18 protein-coding genes are annotated in these 23,034 nt (G+C 70.1%); 10 read left to right on the top strand and 8 right to left on the bottom strand.

Going from position 1 to position 23,034, the window contains the following annotated elements; genetic code table 11:
- Window positions 1-203: 203 nt before the first annotated feature.
- From ACIQGV_RS10570 to ACIQGV_RS10555, 4 genes are all read right to left on the bottom strand, one after another.
- Entirely contained in the window at window positions 204-1,130 is a 927-nt protein-coding gene (locus ACIQGV_RS10570) for a UbiA family prenyltransferase (protein WP_402493023.1), read from the bottom strand.
- Window positions 1,131-1,211: 81 nt separating this feature from the next.
- Window positions 1,212-2,648 (bottom strand): cytochrome P450, encoded by a 1,437-nt coding sequence (locus tag ACIQGV_RS10565; RefSeq protein WP_402493022.1) that lies wholly within the window; start codon window positions 2,646-2,648, stop codon window positions 1,212-1,214.
- 441 nt (window positions 2,649-3,089) lie between these two features.
- Entirely contained in the window at window positions 3,090-4,181 is a 1,092-nt protein-coding gene (locus tag ACIQGV_RS10560; RefSeq protein ID WP_402493020.1) for a polyprenyl synthetase family protein, read from the bottom strand.
- Between the two features lie 385 nt (window positions 4,182-4,566).
- Entirely contained in the window at window positions 4,567-4,863 is a 297-nt protein-coding gene (locus tag ACIQGV_RS10555) for a hypothetical protein (protein WP_402493018.1), read from the bottom strand.
- 534 nt (window positions 4,864-5,397) lie between these two features.
- On the opposite strand from ACIQGV_RS10555, the gene bla reads away from it, so the two are divergent.
- Window positions 5,398-6,264 carry a class A beta-lactamase gene (bla, locus tag ACIQGV_RS10550; RefSeq protein WP_402493201.1) on the top strand — a complete coding sequence of 289 codons (867 nt, stop codon included), beginning with the start codon at window positions 5,398-5,400 and terminating at the stop codon, window positions 6,262-6,264.
- Window positions 6,265-6,471: 207 nt separating this feature from the next.
- Here bla and ACIQGV_RS10545 read toward each other — a convergent pair whose 3' ends face one another.
- Both ACIQGV_RS10545 and ACIQGV_RS10540 read right to left on the bottom strand, forming a co-directional pair.
- Window positions 6,472-7,290: a hypothetical protein gene (locus ACIQGV_RS10545; protein ID WP_402493017.1), complete on the bottom strand. Its 819-nt coding sequence runs from the start codon at window positions 7,288-7,290 to the stop codon at window positions 6,472-6,474.
- 191 nt (window positions 7,291-7,481) lie between these two features.
- Window positions 7,482-8,375: a hypothetical protein gene (locus ACIQGV_RS10540; RefSeq protein WP_402493016.1), complete on the bottom strand. Its 894-nt coding sequence runs from the start codon at window positions 8,373-8,375 to the stop codon at window positions 7,482-7,484.
- A 627-nt stretch (window positions 8,376-9,002) separates the two neighbouring features.
- On the opposite strand from ACIQGV_RS10540, the gene ACIQGV_RS10535 reads away from it, so the two are divergent.
- A complete protein-coding gene (locus ACIQGV_RS10535) occupies window positions 9,003-9,254 on the top strand; it encodes a hypothetical protein (protein WP_402493014.1) in 252 nt (83 codons plus the stop codon).
- Window positions 9,255-9,334: 80 nt separating this feature from the next.
- On the opposite strand, the gene ACIQGV_RS10530 is transcribed toward ACIQGV_RS10535, so the two are convergent.
- Together ACIQGV_RS10530 and ACIQGV_RS10525 are read right to left on the bottom strand one after the other, a co-directional pair.
- The gene (locus ACIQGV_RS10530; protein ID WP_402493013.1) at window positions 9,335-9,460 is read right to left on the bottom strand and encodes a hypothetical protein; all 126 of its coding nucleotides are present in this window, start codon (window positions 9,458-9,460) and stop codon (window positions 9,335-9,337) included.
- A 387-nt stretch (window positions 9,461-9,847) separates the two neighbouring features.
- Window positions 9,848-10,345: a hypothetical protein gene (locus tag ACIQGV_RS10525; protein ID WP_402493012.1), complete on the bottom strand. Its 498-nt coding sequence runs from the start codon at window positions 10,343-10,345 to the stop codon at window positions 9,848-9,850.
- Window positions 10,346-10,906: 561 nt separating this feature from the next.
- Here ACIQGV_RS10525 and ACIQGV_RS10520 point away from each other — a divergent pair.
- The 8 genes from ACIQGV_RS10520 (at window position 10,907) to ACIQGV_RS10485 (ending at window position 23,033) form a co-directional block, all read left to right on the top strand.
- Window positions 10,907-12,751, top strand: a complete 1,845-nt coding sequence (locus tag ACIQGV_RS10520; protein ID WP_402493010.1) for a thiamine pyrophosphate-requiring protein — start codon at window positions 10,907-10,909, stop codon at window positions 12,749-12,751.
- Window positions 12,748-12,873 carry a hypothetical protein gene (locus tag ACIQGV_RS10515; protein ID WP_402493008.1) on the top strand — a complete coding sequence of 42 codons (126 nt, stop codon included), beginning with the start codon at window positions 12,748-12,750 and terminating at the stop codon, window positions 12,871-12,873. The genes ACIQGV_RS10520 and ACIQGV_RS10515 overlap by 4 nt, the downstream gene beginning before the upstream one ends.
- A gap of 1,031 nt (window positions 12,874-13,904) precedes the next feature.
- The gene (locus ACIQGV_RS10510; protein WP_402493007.1) at window positions 13,905-15,242 is read left to right on the top strand and encodes a cytochrome P450; all 1,338 of its coding nucleotides are present in this window, start codon (window positions 13,905-13,907) and stop codon (window positions 15,240-15,242) included.
- Between the two features lie 129 nt (window positions 15,243-15,371).
- Window positions 15,372-16,715, top strand: coding sequence for a cytochrome P450 (locus ACIQGV_RS10505; protein WP_402493005.1), 1,344 nt, complete (start codon window positions 15,372-15,374; stop codon window positions 16,713-16,715).
- A gap of 201 nt (window positions 16,716-16,916) precedes the next feature.
- Window positions 16,917-17,339, top strand: coding sequence for a hypothetical protein (locus ACIQGV_RS10500; protein ID WP_402493004.1), 423 nt, complete (start codon window positions 16,917-16,919; stop codon window positions 17,337-17,339).
- Window positions 17,340-17,858: 519 nt separating this feature from the next.
- Entirely contained in the window at window positions 17,859-18,818 is a 960-nt protein-coding gene (locus tag ACIQGV_RS10495) for a hypothetical protein (RefSeq protein ID WP_402493002.1), read from the top strand.
- Window positions 18,819-19,005: 187 nt separating this feature from the next.
- Window positions 19,006-19,332, top strand: coding sequence for a hypothetical protein (locus tag ACIQGV_RS10490; protein WP_402493000.1), 327 nt, complete (start codon window positions 19,006-19,008; stop codon window positions 19,330-19,332).
- Window positions 19,333-20,339: 1,007 nt separating this feature from the next.
- Window positions 20,340-23,033: a hypothetical protein gene (locus ACIQGV_RS10485; protein ID WP_402492998.1), complete on the top strand. Its 2,694-nt coding sequence runs from the start codon at window positions 20,340-20,342 to the stop codon at window positions 23,031-23,033.
- The last annotated feature ends 1 nt before the right edge of the window (window position 23,034 follow it).

The following is a 23,034-nucleotide window of genomic DNA, read 5'->3' as shown; positions in this document are numbered from 1 at the left end:
GCCGTCGGGCCTGTCACACACCCCCGTGACCGGCGGCATGAATGCTGCCGCACGAGGGCGGGTGACAGGCTGCTCGCCTCGCTCGCGCCGACCAGTCAGCTGTCGCCGGGCTCGATCCCTTGACCGGCGAGCCGCACCCCTACGCCGACATGTACCCGGTCTCCGACGAGTGACCTGCTTCCGGGCGAAGGCGAAGGGAGATGTCAGAGCGTGATGAACGCCGATGCGAGGACGGCGGCGTACCAGTACTCGAAGAGGCGGTAGGTGCGATGGTCGTAGGCGGGGCTGCGGCGGTGGACCACGCGCCGGGCGATGTTCCAGCACAGGGCCGCGGTGGCCGCTTCGGCGGACCAGGCCAGTGCGTCGGCGCCGGTGGCGCGGAGCAGGAGAAAGTGGCTGACGAGGGGAAGGAGGACGAAGCCGATGCACAGGAGGCGGCGGGTGAACCGCTCGCCGAAGGCGTGGGGGAAGGTGTTGCGGTGCAGGGCGGTGTCGCCGTGCAGGTCGCGCAGGTCCTGAAGGGGGACCAGGAAGAAGATCGGGACGGCCAGGGCCAGCATCCAGCGCCAGGCGTCGGCGGTGAGGGGGGCGGTCATCTGCCAGGCGGGGCCGAGCATGGGCAGGACACCGAACCCGACCACCGCGTCCTTCACCGCCCAGTGGCGGGCGCCGCCGAGGTTGTGCAGCAGGGTCATCGCCTGCCAGAGCAGCGTCCACTGCCAGACCCCGAGCGCCCAGCCGACCAGCGGGAAGGCGGCGAAGGCGACCACGGCGCGCACCCATGTGCCCCGGAAGGAGGCATCGCCCCTGATCAGCGGTCGGAAGGGTTTGTTGAGCCGGTCCTCACGCGTGCCGGCGAGTTGGTTGGTCAGGCAGAAGGTGTAGAGGTAGAGCCAGAAGTAGACGGTCGATGCCGCGGCCGTGACGGCGAGACGGCCTGGGGACAGGTGCTGGTGGACGGCCACGGCGAGAGCGAAGACCACGCCGGGGTAAAAGCCCGCCCATGGATCGTTCCTGATGAACCGCCAGCTGATCCACGCCTCCCTCGCCGGCCACCGCACGGCCGCGCCGAGGGCTTGTGGCGTACGTCGGCGAGGCGACGGGGCGGTGGTCGTCGAGGTCGGTGCCATCGCGGCTGCTCCTGGGTGGGGAAGGGCATTCACGCGGTCCTGGTGAGGTTGCGGTGCACGTCCGGGACGGCGAGGTCGCGGTCAGGGCAGTGGTTTCGGCTCCGCGGGCGGGAAGGGGTCCGCCGCGTCTGGTCGGCCCTCGCGGTGGTGCGGCCTGTCGCCGGGCCTGCTGTGCCGGGCGTGGACCTGCAGGCGGAGTTCCCGTGGGGTGGCTGCTGCGGACAGGGCGAGGCGGGCGGGTTGTCCGGTGACCGGGGTGAAGGTCCAGGTGCTGGTGAGGACGGCGAGGATGACGGCGGCTTCCTGGCGGGCGAAGCGTTCGGCGATGCACTGCCGGGGACCGGTCGTGAAGGGGATGTAGGCGGCGCGGCCGGCCGGATGGTCCTGCCGGCGGCCGGGGAGGAAGCGGCGGGGGTCGGGGTGGAGGTCGGGGTTCCAGTGGAGGGTGTAGGGGCTGAAGACGATGGTCGTGCCCGCCTGCAGACGGGTGCCGGCGAGGGTGGTGTCGGCGGTGACGGTTCGGGTGAAGAGCCAGCCCGGCGCGTGCAGGCGCAGGGCTTCGGTGAACGCCTGGTCGATGCCGGTCAGCCGGGGCAGGTCGGCATCCTGCGGCGGGCGTCCCTCCAGGACCTGGTCGGTGTGGGCGTGGAGGCGTTCCTGGATGTCCGGGTGGCGGGCGAGTTCGTAGAGGGTCCAGGTCAGGGCGCCGGCGGTGGTCTCGGTGCCGGCGATGAAGAAGGTGATGACCTGGTCGGCGAGTTCCTGGTCGGTCAGGGCCTGCGGGCCGCTGTCCGTGGCGTCGGGTTCGGTGGCGGCCAGTAGTGCGGAGAGCAGGTCGTGCCGGTCGCCGGCGTCGGAGCGCCGGTCGGCGATGACATCGGCGACGGTCCGGCGCAGGCGGGCGCATGCCTGTCGGAAGCGGCGGTTGCCCGGAGTCGGGAGGCGGTCGAGGGGGGCCGGCATCATCATGCGCCGGATGACGCCTGCGACGAGGGTGGTGGTGTCGTCCGTGACGTGCCGGGTGGTCTGCGTCGGGAGGTGGTGGCCGAACATGGTGGTGACCAGGATCTGGTTGGCGAGGGCCATCATGGCCTGTTTGATGTCGACGACCTGCCCGTCCCTCCAGCCGGCCGCCGTCTGCAGGGCTGCGGCGGTCATGGCGGGGATGTAGTCGGGCAGGCGGGCGGACCGGAAGGCGGGCTGGCACAGGCGGCGCTGGCGCCGGTGACGGCTGTGGGGGCAGGAGGCGAGACCGTCGCCGACGATCCCGATGGCCTGGTCGTAGAACGGGCCGCCCTTGTCGAAGGTGCGGTCGTCGCGCAGGACCGCCTGGGTGAGGCTCGGCTCGCACACCATGACCATGGTGTGCGAGCCGAGCCTCAGGCGCAGAAGGTCGCCGTGGGCGGGCAGGGAGGCCAGGAAGCCGAGGCGGTCGCGCAGCAGGGGCAGGGTGTGACCGAGCACGGGAAGGTGCCCGGGAGCGAGCGGGATGTCGGCGAGGGCGGACGCAGTGGCCATGAGGGCTCCGGGTGATCGCGGGCCAGGTGTGCGAAGGGCGGGTCGGCGTCGCTCCGGCCGCAGGCCGTGGCGGACGGGCCGACATCCGTCGGGGCCAGGCTGGTCCGGCGGCCGCGCAGGGGGCGGGGCGGGGCCCTGACGGGAGCGGGGGTGTGGTCGCAGGGGCGCCGCTGCCACAGCTCTGGTCGGCAGCCGCCGGTTTCACGGCCCCAGGCGTGGTGGCCGACGGCCCGGCCCAGGACCGTGTCCGCGGACGCCTCGGTGCTCCGGCGTCGCGCGGGAGCAGGCCGGGCGCCGGTCAGGCCCATGGCCTGGGCCCGCCCGTCGGTCCTCTCGCGGATGCCGTCCGTCTCCGGCTGGGCCGGCGGCTCAAGGCTCCACGGGAGCGGGCTGTCGATCGGGGCCATGGGCGGATCGCTCCTTGCAGGGGGTGGCGGCCGGTCAGCCGGTACGGGCGACGACGGCGTGAGCGAGGTCGTGCAAGGCTCCGGCCGCGGCCGCCGGGAAGGACGCCTCGGCCAGGGCACGCAAGGCATCTCGACGGAGACGGGCGATCATCCGCTCGACGTCGGCGCGGGCGCCTGTGGCCTCGATGACGGTGCGGATGCGGGCCGCCTCCGGTTCGGTGAGGTCCCGCTTCCCGACCAGGGCGCGGAGCACGGATCGCTGTGCGGGATCCGCCCGCTGCCGGGCCGTGGCGAGCAGGACGGTGTTCTTGCCTTCGCGGAGATCGTCCAGCGGGTCCTTGCCCGTGGCCCGCGCCGTCCCGAACACTCCCAGGAGATCGTCGCGGAGCTGGAACGCCTCCCCCAGCGGCAGCGCGTACGCGCTGCAGGCGGCCTGGACAGCGGAGGCCGGTCCGGCGAGGGCGGCGCCGATGTGCAGGGGCCGCTCGACGGTGTACTTGGCGGTCTTGTGGGCGATCACCGTCCGGGCCGTCTCGACGTCGCCCGAGGGACGGCCGGTGGTGAGCAGATCGAGCCATTGGCCGTGCATCGTCTCGATGCGCATGGCCCCCAGCAGGGGCAGCACACGAGCCAGCTCCTGCGGGCTCAGGCCCGCGGTGTGGACGAGCTCGTCGGAGAAGGCGAACGCCATGTCCCCGATCAGGACGGCTGCCGCGCGGCCGAACTCCGCCGCGAGGGGGCCGGGGCCGGGGTGGAGGCCGGCCAGTGTCCTGTGGACGCTGGGACGGCCCCGGCGGGCCGGGCTGCCGTCCATCACGTCGTCGTGGACCAGCGCGAAGGCGTGGAACATCTCCAGCGCGGCCGCCACCTTCAGCACCGCTTCCGGCGGCACGGCCTCGCCTCCGGCCGCGGCGCACCAACCGGCCGCACACAGCAGGGGCCGCAGCCGTTTCCCGCCCGCGCCGACGAAGTCCGCCAGCACCCGCACCGGGGCACCGGACAGCCCCGCCTCCCGCGCGGCCCTCTCCTTGGCCCGGAAGAAATCCGTCAGGACCGCTTCCACATCGCACCGTACGGCGTCCAGATCCAGCAGGACCGCGGCGGGAACAGCACCCGCAGACTCCATGACCAGCCTCCAACAGGCCCGCCCGCACCACCGGCCGACGGCGTGCCCGTCCCTGTCGGCCACCCCTGTGCCGCCGTGCGTTCTCTTCCCGGAGGTCTCGACGACCGCCACCACCAGGACACCCCGACCACACCCCCGGCACAAGGCGCATGCCCTGCACGGCGGGCACCTGCCGAAGCAGACAGCGCACATCAACCGCCCGGCGCACCCCCCGTTGCGCGATCGCACCACGGCTGCGCCCCTCCCCCTACGTCGTCTCCGGCGACGCCGGCCCGCACTCGAACGCGGCACCGCGTGTGCCCCGCGCACCGGCCAAGTTGCTGCCCCTGCCGGGGTGTCGCGCACACCGTTTTCCACTGCGGACTGCTGCTGATACGCGCCCGGGTCAGGGGGCGTCGCCGGAGTAGTGGAAGCGGCAGCTCACACCCGGTCCCGGTGTGCGCGGTTCGCCGGGGCGCGGGCCGTACAGGGCACGGCCGCCGGGCCACCGTGACAGTTCGGTGGGCAGGGCCGCGCCGTCGTCGATCTCCTCGGTCCGCCAGCCGTGGATGTCCAGCAGCAGCCCGTCCAGCGGCCCGCCTATGAGCGCGGCATACGTGCGGTGTGCGAGCGGGCCGGGGTGGGGGTCGTCGTGGTCGAGGCCGTACACCCGGCCGCGCAGCAACTGTTCATCGCCGTTCATGACGATCAGTTTTCCAGCCACCACCGACAATGCGGTCCGGCCCAGGGCCGCTTCGGGTCCGCCCGCGCGGCCGGTCGCCTCGGTACGACCGGGTCGGGTACGGAAACGGGAGAACCATCTGCCGGTCTTCCGCACGACGGCCCGCTCCGCCGTCTCCTGCCGCAAGCGCTCCTGCTCCTGCTCCTGACGCTCGCGTTCGCCGGCTCCGGCCTGCCGGACCGGGCACTGCAGGGCCCACTCGCTCGGCAGGCCCGTGATGCGCTCTCGCGCGACGGCCGTAGTGGCGGGCCACCGCGTGGAAGGCGTCCTCGGGTTCCCGGTGCCGGTTCGGGGCCGGGTCGTCGGGGCGGTCCTTGAGGGACTTGGTGAGGGCGTAGCTCCCCAGGTCCGCCCTGGCCGGGATGCGGCCGTCGCGCCGTCCTCCGACGGTCTGCGGCTGCGCAACCAAGGGATGGCGGAAAGCGTCGATCACTGCGGAGACCGTCGAAGGTCCCCCAACCGAAGGAGAGCGACGTCTTGACCCCCCACTCCCCCATGAGCCGCCGTACGCTGCTCACGGCCGGAACCACGGCCGCCCTGCTCGGCGGCGTCCCGGCCCACGCCGCCGCCCGCCACGACGTCACAGCGCGCTTAAGCGCCCTCGAGGAGCAGCACGGTGCCCGGCTGGGCGTGTTCGCGCACAATGTGGCCACCGGACGCACCGTGTGCCACCGTGCCGACGAACGCTTCCCGGTCTGCTCCTTGTTCAAGACCCTCGCCGCCGCGGCCGTGCTGCGCGATCTGGACCGGGACGGTGAAGTGCTGGCCAAGCGGGTCCACTACACCGAGGCCGACCTGGTGGAGAACTCGGACAAGACCCGCGAGCACCTGGCCACCGGCATGACCGTGGCCGAACTCGCGGACGTGGCCATCCGGTTCAGCGACAACACGGCCGGCAACCTTCTGCTGCGCGAGATCGGCGGCCCCACCGCCGTGACCCGTTTCGCCCGCTCCGTGGGCGATCGGGTGACCCGTCTGGACCGCTGGGAGACCGAGCTCAACTCGGCGGAGCCGTGGCGCGTCACGGACACCACCAGCCCGCGCGCCATCGGCCGTACCTACGCGCGGCTGGTCCTCGGCGACGCTCTGAACCGCCGCGACCGCGCCCTGCTCACCCACTGGCTGCTGAACAACACCACGAGCGCCAACCGCTTCCGGGCCGGCCTTCCCACGTCATGGACGGTCGCGGACAAGACCGGCGGCGGCTCCTACGGCGCCAACAACGACGTCGGCATCGCCTGGACGGAGGACGGCGTCCCGCTCGTCCTCGCGGTCCAGACCACACGGCCCCACCAGGACGCGGAGTACGACCACGCCCTGATCGTCGAGACGGCGGGGCTCCTGGCAGACACGCTCATCTGAACCTCCGCGTGCAGCGCTTCCGCCACGGCTCCTTCTCCACGTGGCGGTCGCAGCCAATCCGTGCAAGGTGCACGGCCTCCTCGGCCGCCACGCCGCCCGAGGGCCACGAGGCACACCGACGTGTCCCCGTACGGGAGGACTCCCGTCGAGGTCTTGTCGGCCTTCGGGCCGGCTCCGAGCCGCCGTCCGTGCACGAGACAGTCGTGCTCAGGAGGCGTCCAGATCCACACCCGCGAGCTCGGGCATCATCCGCAGAAAATCAGTGACATCGCGGAGTTCGTGCAGCCGCTGCTCGTAGGACTCGATGCGCTGCGCGCAGTCCGCGGCAAGGGCGGTCAGCGGGCCCCGCAGATCAGTGCATGACGCGACGACGACCGAGTCGTGGTTGCCCGCATCGGAACCGATCGTGAGGTCGAGGAAGATCCCGTCGTCGCCGAGGACGTCGCCCAGGACCGGCCGCACCGGGCCCCGCAACGCCGCGGTCAGACGCTCGAAGCGTTCGGCGCCCGGGGGAACGGCGAACACGGTGATCTCCGAGGAGGCATCGAAGATCACAGCGTGCAGCGCGGACACCAGGTCCCGCGGGGTCGCCAGCGGGAACAGGCCCGCGCGGCCGGCGTTCTCCACCTCCCACGCGGTGGGAGGTGGTCGGAGCGTGAGCGCGGAGCGCCCGGGAACGAAGCCGTTGTCGCGCGACTCGGCGGTCAGCCGCTCGGCGTCGACGTCGTACTCCCAGTCCACCAGAACCGGCTCACGTCCCAGCGTCCGTGCGGCGTCGTCGCGGTAGTACGCCGGAATCGCATAGCGGGCCAGCCCTGCTGTCAGGCGCCAGACCAGACCCACGTAGACGGCGACTTCCTCCGTGTTGTTGTTGTTCACCGCCCACTCGGAGAACGGTGTCCTCCCCTCGGGCCATTCTTCGGACAGCCCCGGCCAGTGCCTGGACACAGGCACGTCGTCGCCCGGGAGGTGGTGGAAGACATGGACGCCGTGGCGCTGGACGGCCTCGAACCGGATGGGATGCACGGAGTCAACCTAGCCGTCGTCCCGTCGCTGAAGCTCGCCGTTCTCGCCTCCGCTCCCGCAACAGGAGCAGTGTGACCTCCAGCCGGTGACAGCACTTCACCTCCACGCGGCACGGCCGCTTCGAGGAGCGCAGTCTCACCGCCGCCGAATGCCCCGGGGCGTCTCCCCGTCCCCGGCCCGGCCGCCCCGGGTCATGCCTCGGAGTCCGGAAGGCGCCAGCCGAAGGGCATCAGGTCCCGCTCCCATCCGGGCGATCCGGCCAGCGCGTCGGCGGCTTCAGGAGCGCGCAGGAGGCAGCGGTGGCGCAACAGCTCGCGCCGCTCGCCCGGTGTCAGGAGCCTCTCCTCAAGACTGAGGTTCTCCGGATGACCGGGGTGCAGGTCGGCAGTGCCGTCGATCGGGCGGTCCCCCGCCACGTTGAGCCGATCGCCGGCCGGGGTCCGGTAGTCGAGGCGGAAGTCGGTGCGCCACTGGGAATTGTGGCCCCAGCCCTGGGACAGGTCGATCGTCGGCCGGTGACGGCGCCGGAAGGCCCAGTACAGCGGCGAGCGGTCCGCGACGCCGCGCTGCGCGTGCTCGACGCCGGCGCGGATCCGCACGCCGGCCCGGTCGAACAGCAGCCGGCCCAGCATCAGGCCGGGCCACAGGACCTCGGTGATCTCGATCGGCGCACGCGGATCATCGGCCTGTTCGACCTCGGCGATCTCGTGGAGGAACGGATCGAATGCTTCGCCGTCCTCGAACGGCGTCATGCCGAGCGAGGTGAACATGCCGAGGTACTCACGCTCCGAGAGCAAGGGCGGCAGGTCCGGGCCTCCGGACTCGTCGGAGGGAGGCTGGAGGGCGGGCAGCAGCCGGTCGCTGACCCGGTGCAGGGCATAGAGCTCCCGCACGAGTTCCTGGCCGGCGGGCCCGGTTTCCTTCTCGGCCCACCATGAGCCGTCTTCGGCCGCCGCGGCCAGCCGGACGCGGTAGCCGTCCCGGGCCCGGTCGAGCCATGGCACGACGATCGTCTCGTAGGGCTCCGCCCCCTCGTACCGGTCCAGGGCCTCGTACAGTTCCCGCGCATCCACCCCGTAAGACATGCTCAGCAGCCTATGGGAGGCGCCTGGAACGTCCGGGCGACAGCCCTCACCCGCGCGACGGCCGCCTGCGCAGAGGCATACCGGGACCGCCCCGGAGCCGCTCGGCACTGCGGTCCCGGCCGAACTCCACGGCGGATGACGGATCTTCGACCGCCCTCACCGTCGCCGTCGACGCTTCTCACCACACTCATGCCCGATGTGCGGCGATACGCCTGAACCGACAGGCAGCGCCTGGACGCTGTGGTAGGCAGAACCTTGTGCGGACCTCCGATCCGTCGGTGCGCTCCGGGCAGAGGGGACGGCATGTCGCAGGGCTGGAAGGTCACCATCACCTCGATGTCGGCAGGCGTGATCGTCTCCACACCGTCGGCACGGCTGCTGAGCAGCCCGGCCGATTCTCAGTTCCGTGTTCCGTGTTCCGTGTTCCGTTTCCGTGTTCCGTGTTCCGTGTTCCGTTTCCGCTCGGACCCCAGGCCAGCATTTTCCTGCATGAATTCGTCACCGTTCGAAGGGACAGAGAGCTCCGTGGGCAACAATGAGGGGCGTCCGCACGGCGACAGCCGTACGGCAAGGCCAGGCCAGAGAAAGGCCGGCAGGTCCAAGCGCGCTGCCGGAAAATTTGTGCGCATGTACCGCCGCTACCACGCATGGCGTGCCCCGTTCCCGCTGTGGGCGCGGGTCGTGTGCGACATCCTGTTCTGGGCCGTCCTCGCCGCCGCGGCCTACGTGGCCATCGGCAGCCTGTGCGGAGCAGTCCTCGTCGCAGCTCCCCTTCTCGGGATCCTCGGCCTCGCGTCGAGCAAGGAGCACGACGACGGCATCGACTGGAGCGACCACCGGATGGGAGGACAGCCCAGGAACCCCGGGCCCAAATTCTAGGCTCTCCTCACGACCCAGAACACGACCCGACTGCCCCTCGACGCACCGAGCTTGTTGCCGAGCCGGTTTCGTGCCAGGCGTCAGCGGCGCGGTTTGCAGCTGACGCCGTACTTCGTCCAGGTCACGTCCAGGACGTCCTCGCACTCCGCCGGACCGCCGACGGCACGGTGGAAGCGGAACTGGACGAGGCCGTGATCCGGCGGCATCCGGAGTTGGACGGAGAGCGGTTCGACCCGGTCGAGAAGGACGCGAGACCGGCGTTCTTCGACTACGAGGGGGCTTCCTCGACGAGGACACCGCCGTCGTCGGGACCGCCGAGAGCGACGAAGATTTCGGCGCGGTCCGCCACTGGCTCATCGGCACCGCCCCCATGCGGCCGGCCGGATCGCCTGCCCCTGCGAGGTGTCCAGCCCCCCGACGGCCCTCGGTGACGGCACCTGGTACACCGTGTCCGACACCGACAACACCCTTCGTCTCTGGACCCTGTGACGGCACGACTCCAGCGGCCGGACAGCGAGCCGGACAGCGAGAAGGCACACGCCCCAGCCATCCGACACGCGCACCGCATCGGCCGATGTTCCGCCCCACCCGTTCTAGTCGGGGATTCCTGGCATGCCCCATCGGGCGGCTCTGTCGCCGACGTCGGCTCTCGGGCATGCATGGCGCCATGCCGTAAGGGCCGGGGGTCGGCCCGGGCGTCCGAAGAGGAGCTGCCTGCCGTGCAGGCTCAGGCGGAGTTTTGCCAGGTCGTGGACGTTGTCGTGGATGACGAGGACGCGGACCGCCTGGTGGGGGTCGTGTTCGGTGATCTGCCCGCCGACGCGGCGGAGGCGGAGTCTGGCGGGACCGCCGGCTTCGCCCGGGACGATGCGCGCCTCGACCAGGCGCCGTCGGTCCCACCCCCAGTGCACGATCTCCCCGAGCAGATAGAAAGCACCTGCGTAGAGGGCCCATGCGGCGTTCGAGTCCGTCCACAGCAGCAGGCCGAAGAAGCCGAGGAAGCCGGCCGTCACACCGATGCGCCGGAGCCGCGGAACCATCCGCATGCCTTTGTCGTCCGCGTCCCAGAGCAGGTCTTCGCCGGCAGCCATGCCGCCATCATGGGCCCTGCCCGTCATCGGGGAAAGCCCGGAGCCTACCTACAAGGACGTCTGGGCCCAGGTGACTTCGACTCGGAGTGCGCTTGTGCGCCGGTCCGGTTCCGTCGGCTCCGACGCCCGGTCACGGTCGCAGCCCGGGACCAGCCGCGCCTGCGTCACCGGACAACCCCGGCTCTCTGCCGTCCGAGTGCCCACGGCGCAAGGCCGGCGCTTTCCGGCCAGGGACCGCAGGGCTGGACTGACAGACCGAGTCCCGATGGGTGGAGAGGCGTGCGGAGCTCCGGGCGGACAGCTTGATCCTGGTCGACAAGCCGTCCGCCAGGAGCTCCGCTTCGTCACGCAGGCTGTCCTCATGGCGTGCGCCACTGTCTGACATGCGTGTGGTGGCGAGCGCGTGAGCCAGGCCGACCGGCACGAGCGCTGCCGCGCCTGCGCCGGAGCAGGCCGACGTTTCTCCGGTGCCCGCACGGTTACCCGGGAGGCGTCGTACCTTCGCGCGCCCTCTGTGCACGACCTGGACGCCGAGGACAGTCGTCCGGAAACGGAGCTTGCATGGCCAGCACCAAGGTGTCCGACTACATCCTCCAGCGGCTGCGCGAGTGGGACGTGGACCATGTGTTCGCCTATGCGGGCGACGGCATCAACGGTCTGCTGGCGGCCTGGGGGCGGGCGGACAACAAACCGAAGTTCGTACAGGCCCGCCACGAGGAGATGTCCGCCTTCCAGGCTGTCGGATACGCGAAGTTCTCCGGCAAGGTCGGAGTGTGCGCGGCCACCTCCGGACCTGGCGCCATCCACCTGCTGAACGGGCTCTACGACGCCAAGCTGGACCACGTGCCGGTCGTGGCGCTGGTCGGCCAGACCAACCGCAGCGCCATGGGCGGCTCCTACCAGCAGGAAGTGGACCTCGCGAGTCTCTACAAGGACGTCGCCTCCGAATTCTGCGAGACGGCGATGGTGCCCGAGCAGCTGCCGAACCTGATCGACCGGGCTTTCCGCACCGCCTACGCCAAGCGCACCGTCACCGCGATCATCCTTCCGGCGGACGTGCAGGACCTGGACCACAGCCCGCCCACGCACGCCTTCAAGATGGTCCCCTCCAGCCTCGGACTGGGCCGGTACGCGCCGGTGCCGGCCGACGAGGACGTCCAGCGGGCTGCCGACGTGCTGAACGCCGGTGAGAGGGTCGCGGTCCTCATCGGGCAGGGGGCCCGCGGCGCCCGCGCCGAGGTCGAACGGCTGGCGGACGTGCTCGGCGCCGGCGTGGCCAAGGCGCTGCTCGGCAAGGACGCCCTGCCCGACGACCTGCCCTATGTCACCGGCTCCATCGGGCTGCTGGGCACCCGCCCCTCCTACGAGCTGATGCGGGAATGCGACACCCTGCTGATGATCGGCTCCAGTTTCCCCTACACGCAGTTCATGCCGGAGCTGGACCAGGCGCGGGCGGTGCAGATCGACATCGACCCGCACATGATCGGCCTGCGCTACCCGAACGAGGTCAACCTCGTCGGTGACGCCCGCGAGACCCTCCAGCGGCTGCTGCCCAAGCTGCACCGCAAAGAAGACCGCCGGTGGCGGGAGAAGATCGAGAAGAACGTCGCCCGCTGGTGGGAGGTCATGCAGCGCCGCGCCGCCGTGGACGCCGACCCCGTCAACCCGGAGTATGTCGTCCACGCCCTGGACGGCAGGCTCCCCGACGACGTGATCCTGAGCGCCGACTCCGGCTCGGCCGCCAACTGGTACGCCCGCCACCTGCGGCTGCGCGGCCGGATGCGCGGCTCCCTGTCCGGCACCCTGGCCACCATGGGGCCCGGCGTGCCGTACGCCATCGGGGCGAAGTTCGCCCACCCCGACCGGCCCGCCATCGCCCTGGTCGGTGACGGGGCCATGCAGATGAGCGGCATGATGGAGCTGGTCACCGCCGCGAAGTACTACCGTGAGTGGTCCGACCCGCGGCTGATCGTGGCCGTGCTGAACAACGGCGATCTCAACCAGGTCACCTGGGAGATGCGCGCCATGTCGGGCGCCCCGCAGTTCGAGGAGTCCCAGCACATCCCCGACCTGCCGTACGCGGACATCGCCCGGCGCATCGGCCTGGACGGCGTCCGCGTGGAGAAGCCCGAGCACGTCGAGTCCGCCTGGGACCGCGCCCTCGCCGCCGACCGGCCCTTCCTCATCGACTTCCGCACCGACCCTGCCGTCCCGCCGGTCCCGCCGCACGCCTCCCTGGACCAGATCGAGGCCGCGGCCACCGCGATCCTCAAGGGGGACAGCGACCGCGGCTCCATGGTGAAACAGGGCATCAAGGCCAAGGTGCAGGAGATGCTGCCCGGCACCCGGCACCGCGGCGACCGGCCCGGCGCCGGACCCCACGACAGCGCCGAAGGGAACAGGTGACCCAGCCTGCGCACCGGGGCCAGGTGCCGGTGTTCCCCGACGGGCCTGTCGTGGAGCACCTGGCCCTCTGCGTGTACCTGATCCCCGCCGGCGTGCCGGACGGGGAGGCGACCCTGGCCTGAGACGCGACGGCTCTCGTGCTGGTCGAGGCCACGGCGGCGGGCCGGACGGACCTCGGCTCCGCCTGCGGTTCGCCCGCCGTCGCCCGCGCCGCCCCACAGAGCGGCATCCAGCACCTCAGCCCCAGGAACTGCGTGAGAAGAACCCCGACCTCGTCCAGCTCCGCGACGGCGAACTCGCCCTCGCCCAAAGGTTCCTGGGCCGCCTCCCGGTCTCCGAACCGCTGCCCGGGACCGACGCGGAAGCGCCTCCGTCCGGGACGAGATCGTCGCCCTCCCCTCAGCCCCGCCGCGGTCAGGACGATCTGGGGGACGAGAGCCACGCCCTGCTGACCAGCGACGGTCCCCAGGCGGTCGGCGAACAGGCCGACCGCCTCGCCGGCATCGTCCGAGCCCGGACGAACAGCACCCTCACCGGCCGCCGGCAACGGCCCCGTCTTTTCGTCCTCGTCGGCGGCAACGACTTCAACGCCGCTCACCTCGCGGCCTCTTCGCGCCATGAACCACCACCGCGGCAGCCATGCCGCCCGGGGCGCAGACGGCGCCGTCCGAGAGCAGGCGGCAACAGCGGAGCCACCGCGCCCACAAGGCGTCAGGAGTAAGATCAGCACGCGCCCCGGGCACCCTGCCGAGCAAGATCGTCAAGCGCAGGACCCGGGGCTCGGCCCGTTCCGAAACGATCAGCAAAAGGGGTCCGGTCAAGGTGAAACCATCCGCGCGGGGAACCCCGGGCCCGCGGGCCATGGACCCGACGGCCGGTCCGATGCACCGACGGTGTCGACGGACGGCCTGAACCGGCCCGGGACCCGGGGCAGTTGTGGCTGCGGTGACCCGTCGACCTGGGCCGCCTCATGCCACGAAGGCCACCCGGGGCGTCACGAGGAAGTCGCGCAGGACCGGCCCGCCCGACGTCGCTCCCGTCTCGTCTGCGACGTGCGGGTGCCGAAGGGGCTGTCGGAGTGCCGTCGGACGTCTGCCTCTGGTTTCGCACCGTGATGGACCCGTGCTACGAGGAAGAAGGAGCAAGACACGACATGGACACCCATTCCGTACCTGTGCCGCCGCCGGGGTGCCCCGCTCACGACTCGGACGGCAGGGTGCCGCTGTACCAGCCCGAGTTCGCGGCCGATCCGCAGGCATACTACGACTTCTTACGCCACTACGGGCCAATGGCACCCGTCGAACTCGCGCCGGGCGTGGAGGCCACCCTCGTCACGGACTACACGGCCGCGCTGAATCTGCTGCGAGATCCCTCATTCCGCAAGGACGCCCGCCAGTGGCGGGACCTCCGCAGCGGCAAGGTCCCGGAGGACAGCCCGGTCGTGCCGCTGCTCGCGTACCGGCCGAACTGCATGTTCGCCGACGGCGCCGAGCACCAGCGGCTGCGCCAGGCGGTCACCGAGAGCATGGCCCGCATCGACTCCCGCCGTCTGGCCCACAGCACCGAGCAGGCATCCACGTACCTCATAGCCCAGTTCAGCGCCCACGGCTCCGCCGACCTGATGGCCGACTACGCCAGGCAGCTTCCGCTGTTCGTCTTCAACGAACTCTTCGGCTGCCCCGCCGACATCGGCGACCGGGTGCTGTCCGGTATCTCCGGGATGTTCGACGGAATCGACGCCGCGGAGTCGGCCGAGGTGCTGTACGGGGCGGTCGGTGAGCTGGTGGCCCTCAAGCGCACCCGGCCCGGCGACGACGTCACCTCCTGGCTGATGCAGCACGAGGCCGACCTGAGCGACGAGGAGATGCTCCATCAGCTCTCCCTGCTCCTCGGGGCGGGCGCGGAACCCCTGCGCAACCTGATCGGCAACACCCTGCACCGCATCCTCACCCACGAACGGGGTGCCTACCAGGACGTTCGCAACGCCATCGACGATACGCTGTGGCAGAACCCGCCGATCGCGAACCTCGCTGCGCACTATCCGGCGACCGACCGGATGTACGCCGGTCAGCAGGTGGAAGCGGGCCAGCTGATGATGGTCAGTTTCGCGGCTGCCAACACCGGCATAGCGCGGACAGAGGCCCAGGCCAGCAATCGGGCCTCGCTGGCGTGGAGCGCCGGCCCTCACGCCTGCCCGTCGCAGAGGCCCGCGACGCACATCACCGTCACCGCCGTCGACAACCTGCTCGGTCAGATCCCCGACATCGAACTCGCCCTGCCGGAGGCTCTGCTGACCTGGCGCCCCGGTCCGTTCCACCGGGCTCTGGCCGGGCTCCCCGTCCGCTTCAGCCCGGTCCAGGTCATGGGGCAGCCCACGCCACCGCCTCCCCCGCAGCACACGACGACGCAGACCGAGCACCACACCGCCGGGCAGCGCAAGGCGAACAGCCCAGGGAAATGGAGCCAGTTCCTGTCCTGGCTGAGGAAGTGACCACATGCCCCGTGCGGTCTGCACGACGGCCCGCACGTCGTAACCTTCGACCCGACGCACGACCGTCGCCCTGAACACCCGCCCCCGGTCCACCCCCCGGACCCTGCCCCCAGGAGCAAGCAAGCCGTCATGGACGCCAACACCCCGGTGCCCCCGCCCGGATGCCCCGCCCACGCCGTCGGCGGGCGAATACCCCTGTACGGGCCGGAGTTCGCGGCCGACCCGCACGCGTACTACACCTATCTGCGGCACTACGGCCCCACCGCACCCGTCGAACTCGCCCCGGGCGTCGACGCCACGCTCGTCACCGACTACACGACAGCGCTGCGTCTGCTCCAGGACAACGGCGCCTTCCGTAAGGACGCGCGCCGCTGGCGGGCCTTCAACGAGGGGCTGATCCCGCCGAACAGCCCCGTCGTCCCGCTGCTCGCCTACCGCCCCAACGCCATGTTCAGCGACGGCGTGGAGCATCTGCGGCTGCGGCAGGCCATCACCGACACCATGGCACGCGTGGACACCCATCGGCTGGCCCGCAGCACCACACAGATCTCGGACTACCTGATCTCCCAGTTCGGCTCCCGCGGCTCCGCCGACCTGATGGCCGACTACGCCAAGCAGCTTCCGCTGTTCGTCTTCAACGAACTCTTCGGCTGCCCCGCCGACATCGGCGACCGCATCCTGTTCGGTATTTCCGGAATGTTCGACGGCATCAACGCCGAACGGGCCGCCGAGGTCCTGTTCGGCGCCGTCGGTGAACTCGTGGCTCTCAAACGCAGCCGCCCCGGGGAGGACGTCACCTCGTGGCTGATGCAGCACGAGGCCGACCTGAGCGACGAGGAGATGGTCTATCAGCTCTCCCTGCTCCTCGGGGCGGGCGCCGATCCGCTGCGCAATCTGATCGGCAACACCCTGCACCGCATCCTCACCCACGACGAGTACGCCCACCAGGGCGGACTGATCGACGAGGCGATGGACGACACCCTGTGGGAGAACCCCCCGGTGCCCAACCTCGCACCCCACTACCCCGCCGCGGACATGGAGTTCGCCGGGCACAAGTTCCAGGCCGGCGACCTGATCATGGTCAGCTTCGCCGCCGCCAACACCAGCCCGGCAGTGACCGCCGCACGGCAGTCCGGCAGCAACCGGTCACACCTGGCATGGAGCGCGGGCCCGCACGCCTGCCCCTCGAAGGACCCCGCACGGCAGATCACCATGGCTGCCGTCGAGAACATCCTCAACAAGATCCCCGACGTCGAACCCGCCGTTCCCGAGAACAGCCTGACGTGGCGCCCCGGGCCCTTCACCCGCGGCCTCACAGCGCTCCCGGCCCGCTTCACCCCGCTCCCGCCCCCCGACCGGGTGCACGCCCCGGGCCGGACACCCGCAGACGGGCACACCGAACAGCGCGGCACCGCGCGCAAGCCCGAGGGCACAGGCCGGTGGAGCCAGTTCCTGAACTGGCTCACGAGGTGACAGGCACAACAGGCCACCGGCGTCCGCCACCCGCGTAACGGGCCGAACCCGCCGGTACGGCTGCGGGAAACGGACCGCGCACGGCCACCGGACACCACGACCGTTCGCCGCAGCCCCCAGCACAACCCGACGTCACAGACCGCAGAAGGCTGCCCGTCCCCCCGGGGGCGGGCAGCTTCCTGCATCATTCGGAGGTACGCAATGATCCGCCCGGAAACAGCCTGGGTCCTCTTCGCCGCCGGCCTGCTCTTCATCGCATCACTGGTGGTCGGGGTATGGAAGTGGCAGCAGTCGCTATCGTCCCCGGACGGAACGGCACACCGCTATGTCAACGTCGCGCACAACGCCGGACTGATGTACTCCTTCGCGACGTCGGCCGTCGTCGCACCGCTCGTCCAGTTCTCCGGCTGGCCGTCCGCGGTGAACATCACCGCCGCCGCGGCGATCATAGGCATGTTCACCCTGACGATCTCGAACTACGTGCGGCTCGGGATCCAGGCCCGCACCGACAACCAGATGCGCGATCTGAGGCCCAGCCTGCTCGGTGCACGCGAAGCACTGATCATCGGTGAGATCGGCGGCACCGCCGTCCTGCTGACCGGGTTCGCCTCGGCCCAGCTGTAGGCAGGCAGAACGCCCGGCCTGGACGATGCGGGACGCCTTCCGGCCCGAGGCGTCGATCGTCGACGACACCGGGTTCCTCGTGGGCGGGGATGCCTCGGCGTGTGTCGCGGCAGTGCACAGGCGCCGCGGCCCCTGCGCCATCCCCGCCCAGGCGGAACACATGGAGAAGTGACAGCCGGCCCTGGACATGACCGACGAGGCACGCTCATGGCGGATTCCCTCGTGCCGGTCACGAGCCGATGACGTTGGAGTGACGCCCCGTTCGTACCGTCGACATGAGGCGCATGCTGTCCGAGCGCCCCGTCGGCCCGCTCGTGGGCCAGGCCGCGGAGACCATGATCCTCTGCGGTTGCGCACCGCACTCGCGGTGCAGATCATGAAAAGCGGCGACCGGGTCGAGCGCCACCGGCCCGCTCGGCATCTGACCATCGTGCGGCGTGAACCCACCCTCTGCAGCGTTGCTGCAAGGCTGCCGAACCACATCGCCCTCGAGGTCGATTCACGAAAGATCCGCAAGCCATGTCGATACGTATAACGCTTGACATTTTCTCTGGCCGCAACAATCCCTGCTGGGAGGTCCGGGACCTCGATCAGGAGCGTGAAACAGTCGAGGATTTCGCTCGGCATCAGAGTGCGCTTGGCGACATAGGCAGCGGTTTCACGGGGCTCGGGTTCCGCGGCATCAAGGTGGACTTCACCAGCGATGTCAAGATCGCCGGCCTTCCCTCGAGTTTCGAATTGGCAGGAGGCGGCGCCCAGGACCCCTTCGCGAGCGCCGGTCTGGCGGACCGAGTCCTGGATACGGCGCCACACGGATCGCACGACACCGACGTAACAGATGCCGAAACAAAGGAGTACTGGCTCGCGATGCGGGCTACCGCCCGAGAAGAGATCAGCCGTGCCACCCGAAGAGGGTTCACCGAGACGCAGACCTTCGAGCCGCTCTACCGGCAGGAAGACGACGGACTCGCCGCAGAGGCCGAGAAGCAGTTGCGAGAACTGAATCAAAGATCTGCAACCTGCGCTTGGGATGCTGCGCCATTTCAGCCGGACTTCTGGAACCAATCGAGCGTCCAGCCGTACAACAACTGCTACAACTACGCCGTGAACATCCGGACCGACACCCGAGCGAAGCCCGGACGCTATCACGGGTTTCAAATCTCACCTTGGGTGACCGGCTCCGAAGTGGCGGCCGGAGTGTTCAAAGACGGACTGAACGTCTGGGGCACCTGCCAGCCCGAAGGAAACAACCGTGTCATCGTAGCCATGGTGACGGGCGCTTTCTCCACAGGTGTCAGGGATTTCCACTTCTACCGCCTGGACATCGGCGGCCATTGGTCACACAAGATGGCAGAGAACATGGCTCGCCGCACCGACAACTCGGGTATTCCGATCACCAACCCATACCTTTGCGACCGCGGCATCTACACGGAATGGAATGGGTTCTTCCAATCACACAACTCCGTGCGGATCAAATGAACTGCACGGCCTGCAGCCGGACTCTTTCGCCCATCGCCATCGCGACAGGTCCGCACCGCGGAGCAATCCTGCGGGGGTGAAAAATCAGCCCCCGACGCCTCCTGGCGCATCACATCGACGACAGCCGGCTGCCGCCCATGAAGAAGCAGCACCGGACTCATGGATGAGATTTCGGAGGAAGCAAAAAATGACCTACCTCGCTTACGTCTACAACGCCGGCCTCGGAGCCAGCTTCCCTACGGCCAATGTCACGTTTCCCGGCTACGCCTCCTCACCGGTCAGTGGATATCCGGGCTGGTATGTCGTAGGCGTGGGAGAAAACCAGAACTTCTACGCCACGGCCCCTGGATTCCACCCCGGACCCGTGACCAACAGCGACCAGGTGGACCCCAACACCTACTACTTCATCTTCGCACTCCTGCCGATCGGGACTGCTCAAGCAGCACCGCCGAACGAGCTGCTGGAAAGAGCAGCCAAGCACCACGCCGACCCAAGCGGAGAACTCCCTTCCTGAGCTGAACGTCCGGGAGAGGCAAGGCCGGTGGGCGCCACTCGGCAGCGGCGTCCACCGGCCGTCACCACGTGTGGCAGAACCAGAGCGCAGCGGGGTCCGCTCAAACTCAAGTGGACCCACGTGACGTGCATCCGATGTCGGCGGTGGGAAACGGGCGTCATTCCGACGTCATCACGCCGTCACCGGCACGAGCGCTCCCCCGAAGGGCATGCCAGACTGATGGTGTGCGTCGAGGACGCGCTCCAGAGCCGCCTCGGAAGTGACGACCGAGCCGAGTGTCACAGGGTTTCCGGGCCGGCCTGTCGAGGTGCGGGAAAACCAGAAACTCTCCGCCGCAGTCCCGGGATTCCACCCCGGACCTGTGACCGCCGGCGGTCAAGTGGCCTCCACCACCTACTACTTCGTCTTCGCACCCCTGCCGCTCGGAACTGCTCAAGCAGCAGGCCGAATGAGCCGCTTGAGCTGCACATCAGAACGAGCGGTCGGACAGGGTCAGAACTCGCCCCGGAAGCATGGCAGTTGCGTCAGAAGCTCTCGCCGGATGCCGCAATGCAGCAGGCTGCATCTCGCACTGGAGGCAAGGATGGCACTCGAACTCGGCGACCACGCGTGGCACTGGAACCATGCGAACTCAGTGACAGCAGCCCTGAGTGGCCGGGCGTCGACCAGGGGCGGCGACCTCGACGACTCCCAGACGGCCGTCGTGCAGAACGAGATCCAGAAGGCCGAGGGAACCACCCCCGGCGCGAGCCTGACGTGGGACTCCGACGAGATCCCCGTCGAGACCTCGGACCTGCTGCCGGGAGGCGGGGGGACCGTCGGCTGCCCGCGCGCCCTCGTGCGGGTCGGCAGCACCTTCACGGCCGACGTCCCGGCTCCGGTCAGGGCAGCCCGCCGCCGGAGCCGGTCCGGCACTCGGCGCGGCTCGGCGTGCCGCATCGCTCGCACGTCCCGGAGCCCGCGAGCGCCTACGTCACCACCGTCTCGGACAGCTGGGAGCGTCTGACATGGCTGCCACAGAGCGGTACTCGGTCCTGCGCCCGAGCGATCTCGTGTCGCTGACGATCCGCTCGACGGGTCTGCAGGAACGGACCGGCACCACAGGGGTCACGGAATGGGTCGCCACAGGCGAAGGCCGCCTGATCGTCGACCTGCAGCCGCAGCACGTCGCGGAGAGCGTGGTCGGCTCGCCCTCGGCGCAAGGGCGACCGGCAGGGCCGTCCAGCCTGCACTTCCTCGTGCCGTCCGGTCACGTCATCCCCCTGTCCGTCGAGGGCGTACTCGCCGCGGCGAACGAGCTGAAGCTGGTCGGCACACCACGCGAGCAGGGAAAGGCCAGCACGCTCGAGCTGCCGTGGCGGCTGCTGCTCGCCGTCGAGCACGAGGCCCGTTGCCGGCACCGCCACCGCCCCGCGACCAGCAGCGACGGCGTCACCCCGATGTGGCACACCCGGATTCTGGCGCCGGCACCGCGCTCGCACGCGTACTCGGCAGTCTTCCCCTTCGCCAGCCTGCCGCTGGAGACGCCGTTCGCCGACAGCACCCCGCTCGGCGACAGCGTCAAGAAGATCGCCGCCCAGGGCCAAAACCACCCCGGTACGCCTGTCGCAGTCGACAAACTCGTCCTCACCACGTGCGGCGCATCGTTCTCCGGCTCGGTGAGCTACCCGGACCTGGAATGGACCCACCGCATCGCGATGGGGCGCGACGTCTACGTCCGGCTGCTGCAGCGCGGCGTCCTGTTCCCCTTCGGGCACGAAGCCTCCACCGTGGAGGTGACCGAGCGGAAGTTCGACCCGGGCACCGGGGTGGCCGGACTGCACCGCACCCTCACCCTGGTCGTCACACAGCCCGTCCGCGATTACGACATCAAGGTCGCTCAAGAGCACGAGTTCCCGTTCCACCAGGTCGCGATCGACCCCGTGCTGGTGACCCCGCTCGACCGGCCTGAATCCGGGGCCCGCGCCTTCTGGCTGACACGGGACGGCCGCCCGGTGCTGTTCACAGTCCGCGCGTCCTCCGCCGGTGACGTCATTCCCCTGCACCTGCCCCTGCTCTTCGCCGAGAAGGGCACCGACGTCGGGCACCTCAACACCCTGTACGCGGGCGGGCCGCGGGAGGATCTCGAAGCCGCCCCCGTTCCCCCGACGGCCGTCGTCGACCGGGCCGTTCCGCTGGTGGTGCGCCGACGAGCGGACGAGGTCGTGGAGGCGGTCGAGCGCACCGAACAGCACGTCCGGTCAATCACCCTCGCAGCCACCAGAATCGGAAGCGGCACGGCGTTCCATCCCCGGATCGCCGGGCTCGAGGTGACCCTCCCCGCCGTGCAGCAGCTGCTGGGCCAGCACCAGACCATCCGCGCGACACTGGCGCCGGATGTGGCGAAGGCCGCACAGACCGGGGCGGTGCCGGAGGTCCTGCTTCAGTTCCCCAAGGTCCTTCTGAACTTCGCCGCCGCTCGTGCCGGTGTCGCGGCCGCGCCGTCCATGGCCGTGGACCGGGTTCATCGCGCCGGTCCCACGGTGGCGAACCTGCCCACCGACCCGACGAAGCTGTTCGACCGCGGCGCCAAGCTGCTCGGTGTCGTACCCCTGGTGGACATCATCGGCCAGGTCACCGGGCGTCCGGCGATCACCTGGTCGCGTACCCCCACACCGAAAGCCACCCTGCACTGGAGCGAGCGCCTCACCGGCGAGAGAGGTGGCCCCTTCGAACCCATGGCCGGCTGCACGGTGACGCTCGACGTGCGGACGGAGCTGGTCGAGGGCCGGCCGCGGAGCACGACCGACGGCACCGTCACCGACTTCGCGATCGGCATCCCCTCCCCCAAGGAGGAAAAGTACCTGCTCAAGCTCGGGTTCGCCGCCCTGAGGTTCCACGCCGAACCGGACAGACTGCCGCAGACCACGCTCGAGATCACCTCGGCGCGGCTCGGCCAGCAGCTGAAGTTCGTGCAGAAGCTCAGCACCTACCTCCCGGGCATCGGCAGCAAAGCGCCCACCGTCGACGTCGGCGCCCGCGAGGTACGGGTCCGTTACGCCCTCGACGTCTCCCCACCGCCGCAGTTGGGGGTGTTCGTCCTGCAGAACCTGCTGCTGCAGGCCGGCGTCACCCTGTCGCTCGGCGACGATCCGGTGACGGTCGACTTCGCCTTCGGAACCCGGGACCGTCCGTTCCTGGTGACCGTGATGGGATTCGGCGGCGGCGGCTACCTGGAGCTGGGCATCCGGGCCGGCGGGAACGACTCCGGCCTGGAACGATTCGTCGGCGGCATCGAGTTCGGCGCCGCCGTGGCGATGGACTTCGGTGTCGCCCGCGGCGAGGTGCACGTCTTCGGCGGCGTCGTGTTCACCAAACAGGGCAGCAGAGTCGAAGTCACCGGCTACCTGCGCATCGGTGGATCCGTCCGCGTCCTCGGCCTGGTCTCGGTCTCCGTCGAGCTCACGATCAGCCTGACCTACGTCGAACCGAACGTCCTGCGCGGCAGGGCCCGGCTCATCATCGCGGTCGACCTCACCTTCTGGTCCACCTCGGTCGAGATCACGTGCGAGAAGACGTTCACCGGATCGGACGAGACGGTGGCCCTCAGCGACAGGGACGCCCTCGCGGCCGCGGGTCCGTCCCCGGTGCAGCAGGCGTGGGGTCCGGTCGGATCGTCGTTCCCTTGGCACACCTACTGCCAGGCATTCACACGGGAGTGAC

The organism is Streptomyces sp. NPDC093094 (assembly GCF_044754345.1).
Classification (GTDB): Bacteria; Actinomycetota; Actinomycetes; order Streptomycetales; family Streptomycetaceae; genus Streptomyces.
This window is presented reverse-complemented; position numbering and strand designations above follow the sequence as displayed.

Bases quoted from the DNA above. Each gene is read 5' to 3' on its own strand.
- ACIQGV_RS10570 (WP_402493023.1), bottom strand. From the start codon at position 1,130: ATGGCACCGACCTCGACGACCACCGCCCCGTCGCCTCGCCGACGTACG.
- ACIQGV_RS10565 (WP_402493022.1), bottom strand. From the start codon at position 2,648: ATGGCCACTGCGTCCGCCCTCGCCGACATCCCGCTCGCTCCCGGGCAC.
- ACIQGV_RS10560 (WP_402493020.1), bottom strand. From the start codon at position 4,181: ATGGAGTCTGCGGGTGCTGTTCCCGCCGCGGTCCTGCTGGATCTGGAC.
- ACIQGV_RS10555 (WP_402493018.1), bottom strand. From the start codon at position 4,863: ATGAACGGCGATGAACAGTTGCTGCGCGGCCGGGTGTACGGCCTCGAC.
- bla (WP_402493201.1), top strand. From the start codon at position 5,398: ATGAGCCGCCGTACGCTGCTCACGGCCGGAACCACGGCCGCCCTGCTC.
- ACIQGV_RS10540 (WP_402493016.1), bottom strand. From the start codon at position 8,375: ATGTCTTACGGGGTGGATGCGCGGGAACTGTACGAGGCCCTGGACCGG.
- ACIQGV_RS10535 (WP_402493014.1), top strand. From the start codon at position 9,003: ATGTACCGCCGCTACCACGCATGGCGTGCCCCGTTCCCGCTGTGGGCG.
- ACIQGV_RS10530 (WP_402493013.1), bottom strand. From the start codon at position 9,460: ATGCCGCCGGATCACGGCCTCGTCCAGTTCCGCTTCCACCGTGCCGTC.
- ACIQGV_RS10525 (WP_402493012.1), bottom strand. From the start codon at position 10,345: ATGGCTGCCGGCGAAGACCTGCTCTGGGACGCGGACGACAAAGGCATG.
- ACIQGV_RS10520 (WP_402493010.1), top strand. From the start codon at position 10,907: ATGGCCAGCACCAAGGTGTCCGACTACATCCTCCAGCGGCTGCGCGAG.
- ACIQGV_RS10510 (WP_402493007.1), top strand. From the start codon at position 13,905: ATGGACACCCATTCCGTACCTGTGCCGCCGCCGGGGTGCCCCGCTCAC.
- ACIQGV_RS10505 (WP_402493005.1), top strand. From the start codon at position 15,372: ATGGACGCCAACACCCCGGTGCCCCCGCCCGGATGCCCCGCCCACGCC.
- ACIQGV_RS10500 (WP_402493004.1), top strand. From the start codon at position 16,917: ATGATCCGCCCGGAAACAGCCTGGGTCCTCTTCGCCGCCGGCCTGCTC.
- ACIQGV_RS10495 (WP_402493002.1), top strand. From the start codon at position 17,859: ATGTCGATACGTATAACGCTTGACATTTTCTCTGGCCGCAACAATCCC.
- ACIQGV_RS10490 (WP_402493000.1), top strand. From the start codon at position 19,006: ATGACCTACCTCGCTTACGTCTACAACGCCGGCCTCGGAGCCAGCTTC.
- ACIQGV_RS10485 (WP_402492998.1), top strand. From the start codon at position 20,340: ATGGCTGCCACAGAGCGGTACTCGGTCCTGCGCCCGAGCGATCTCGTG.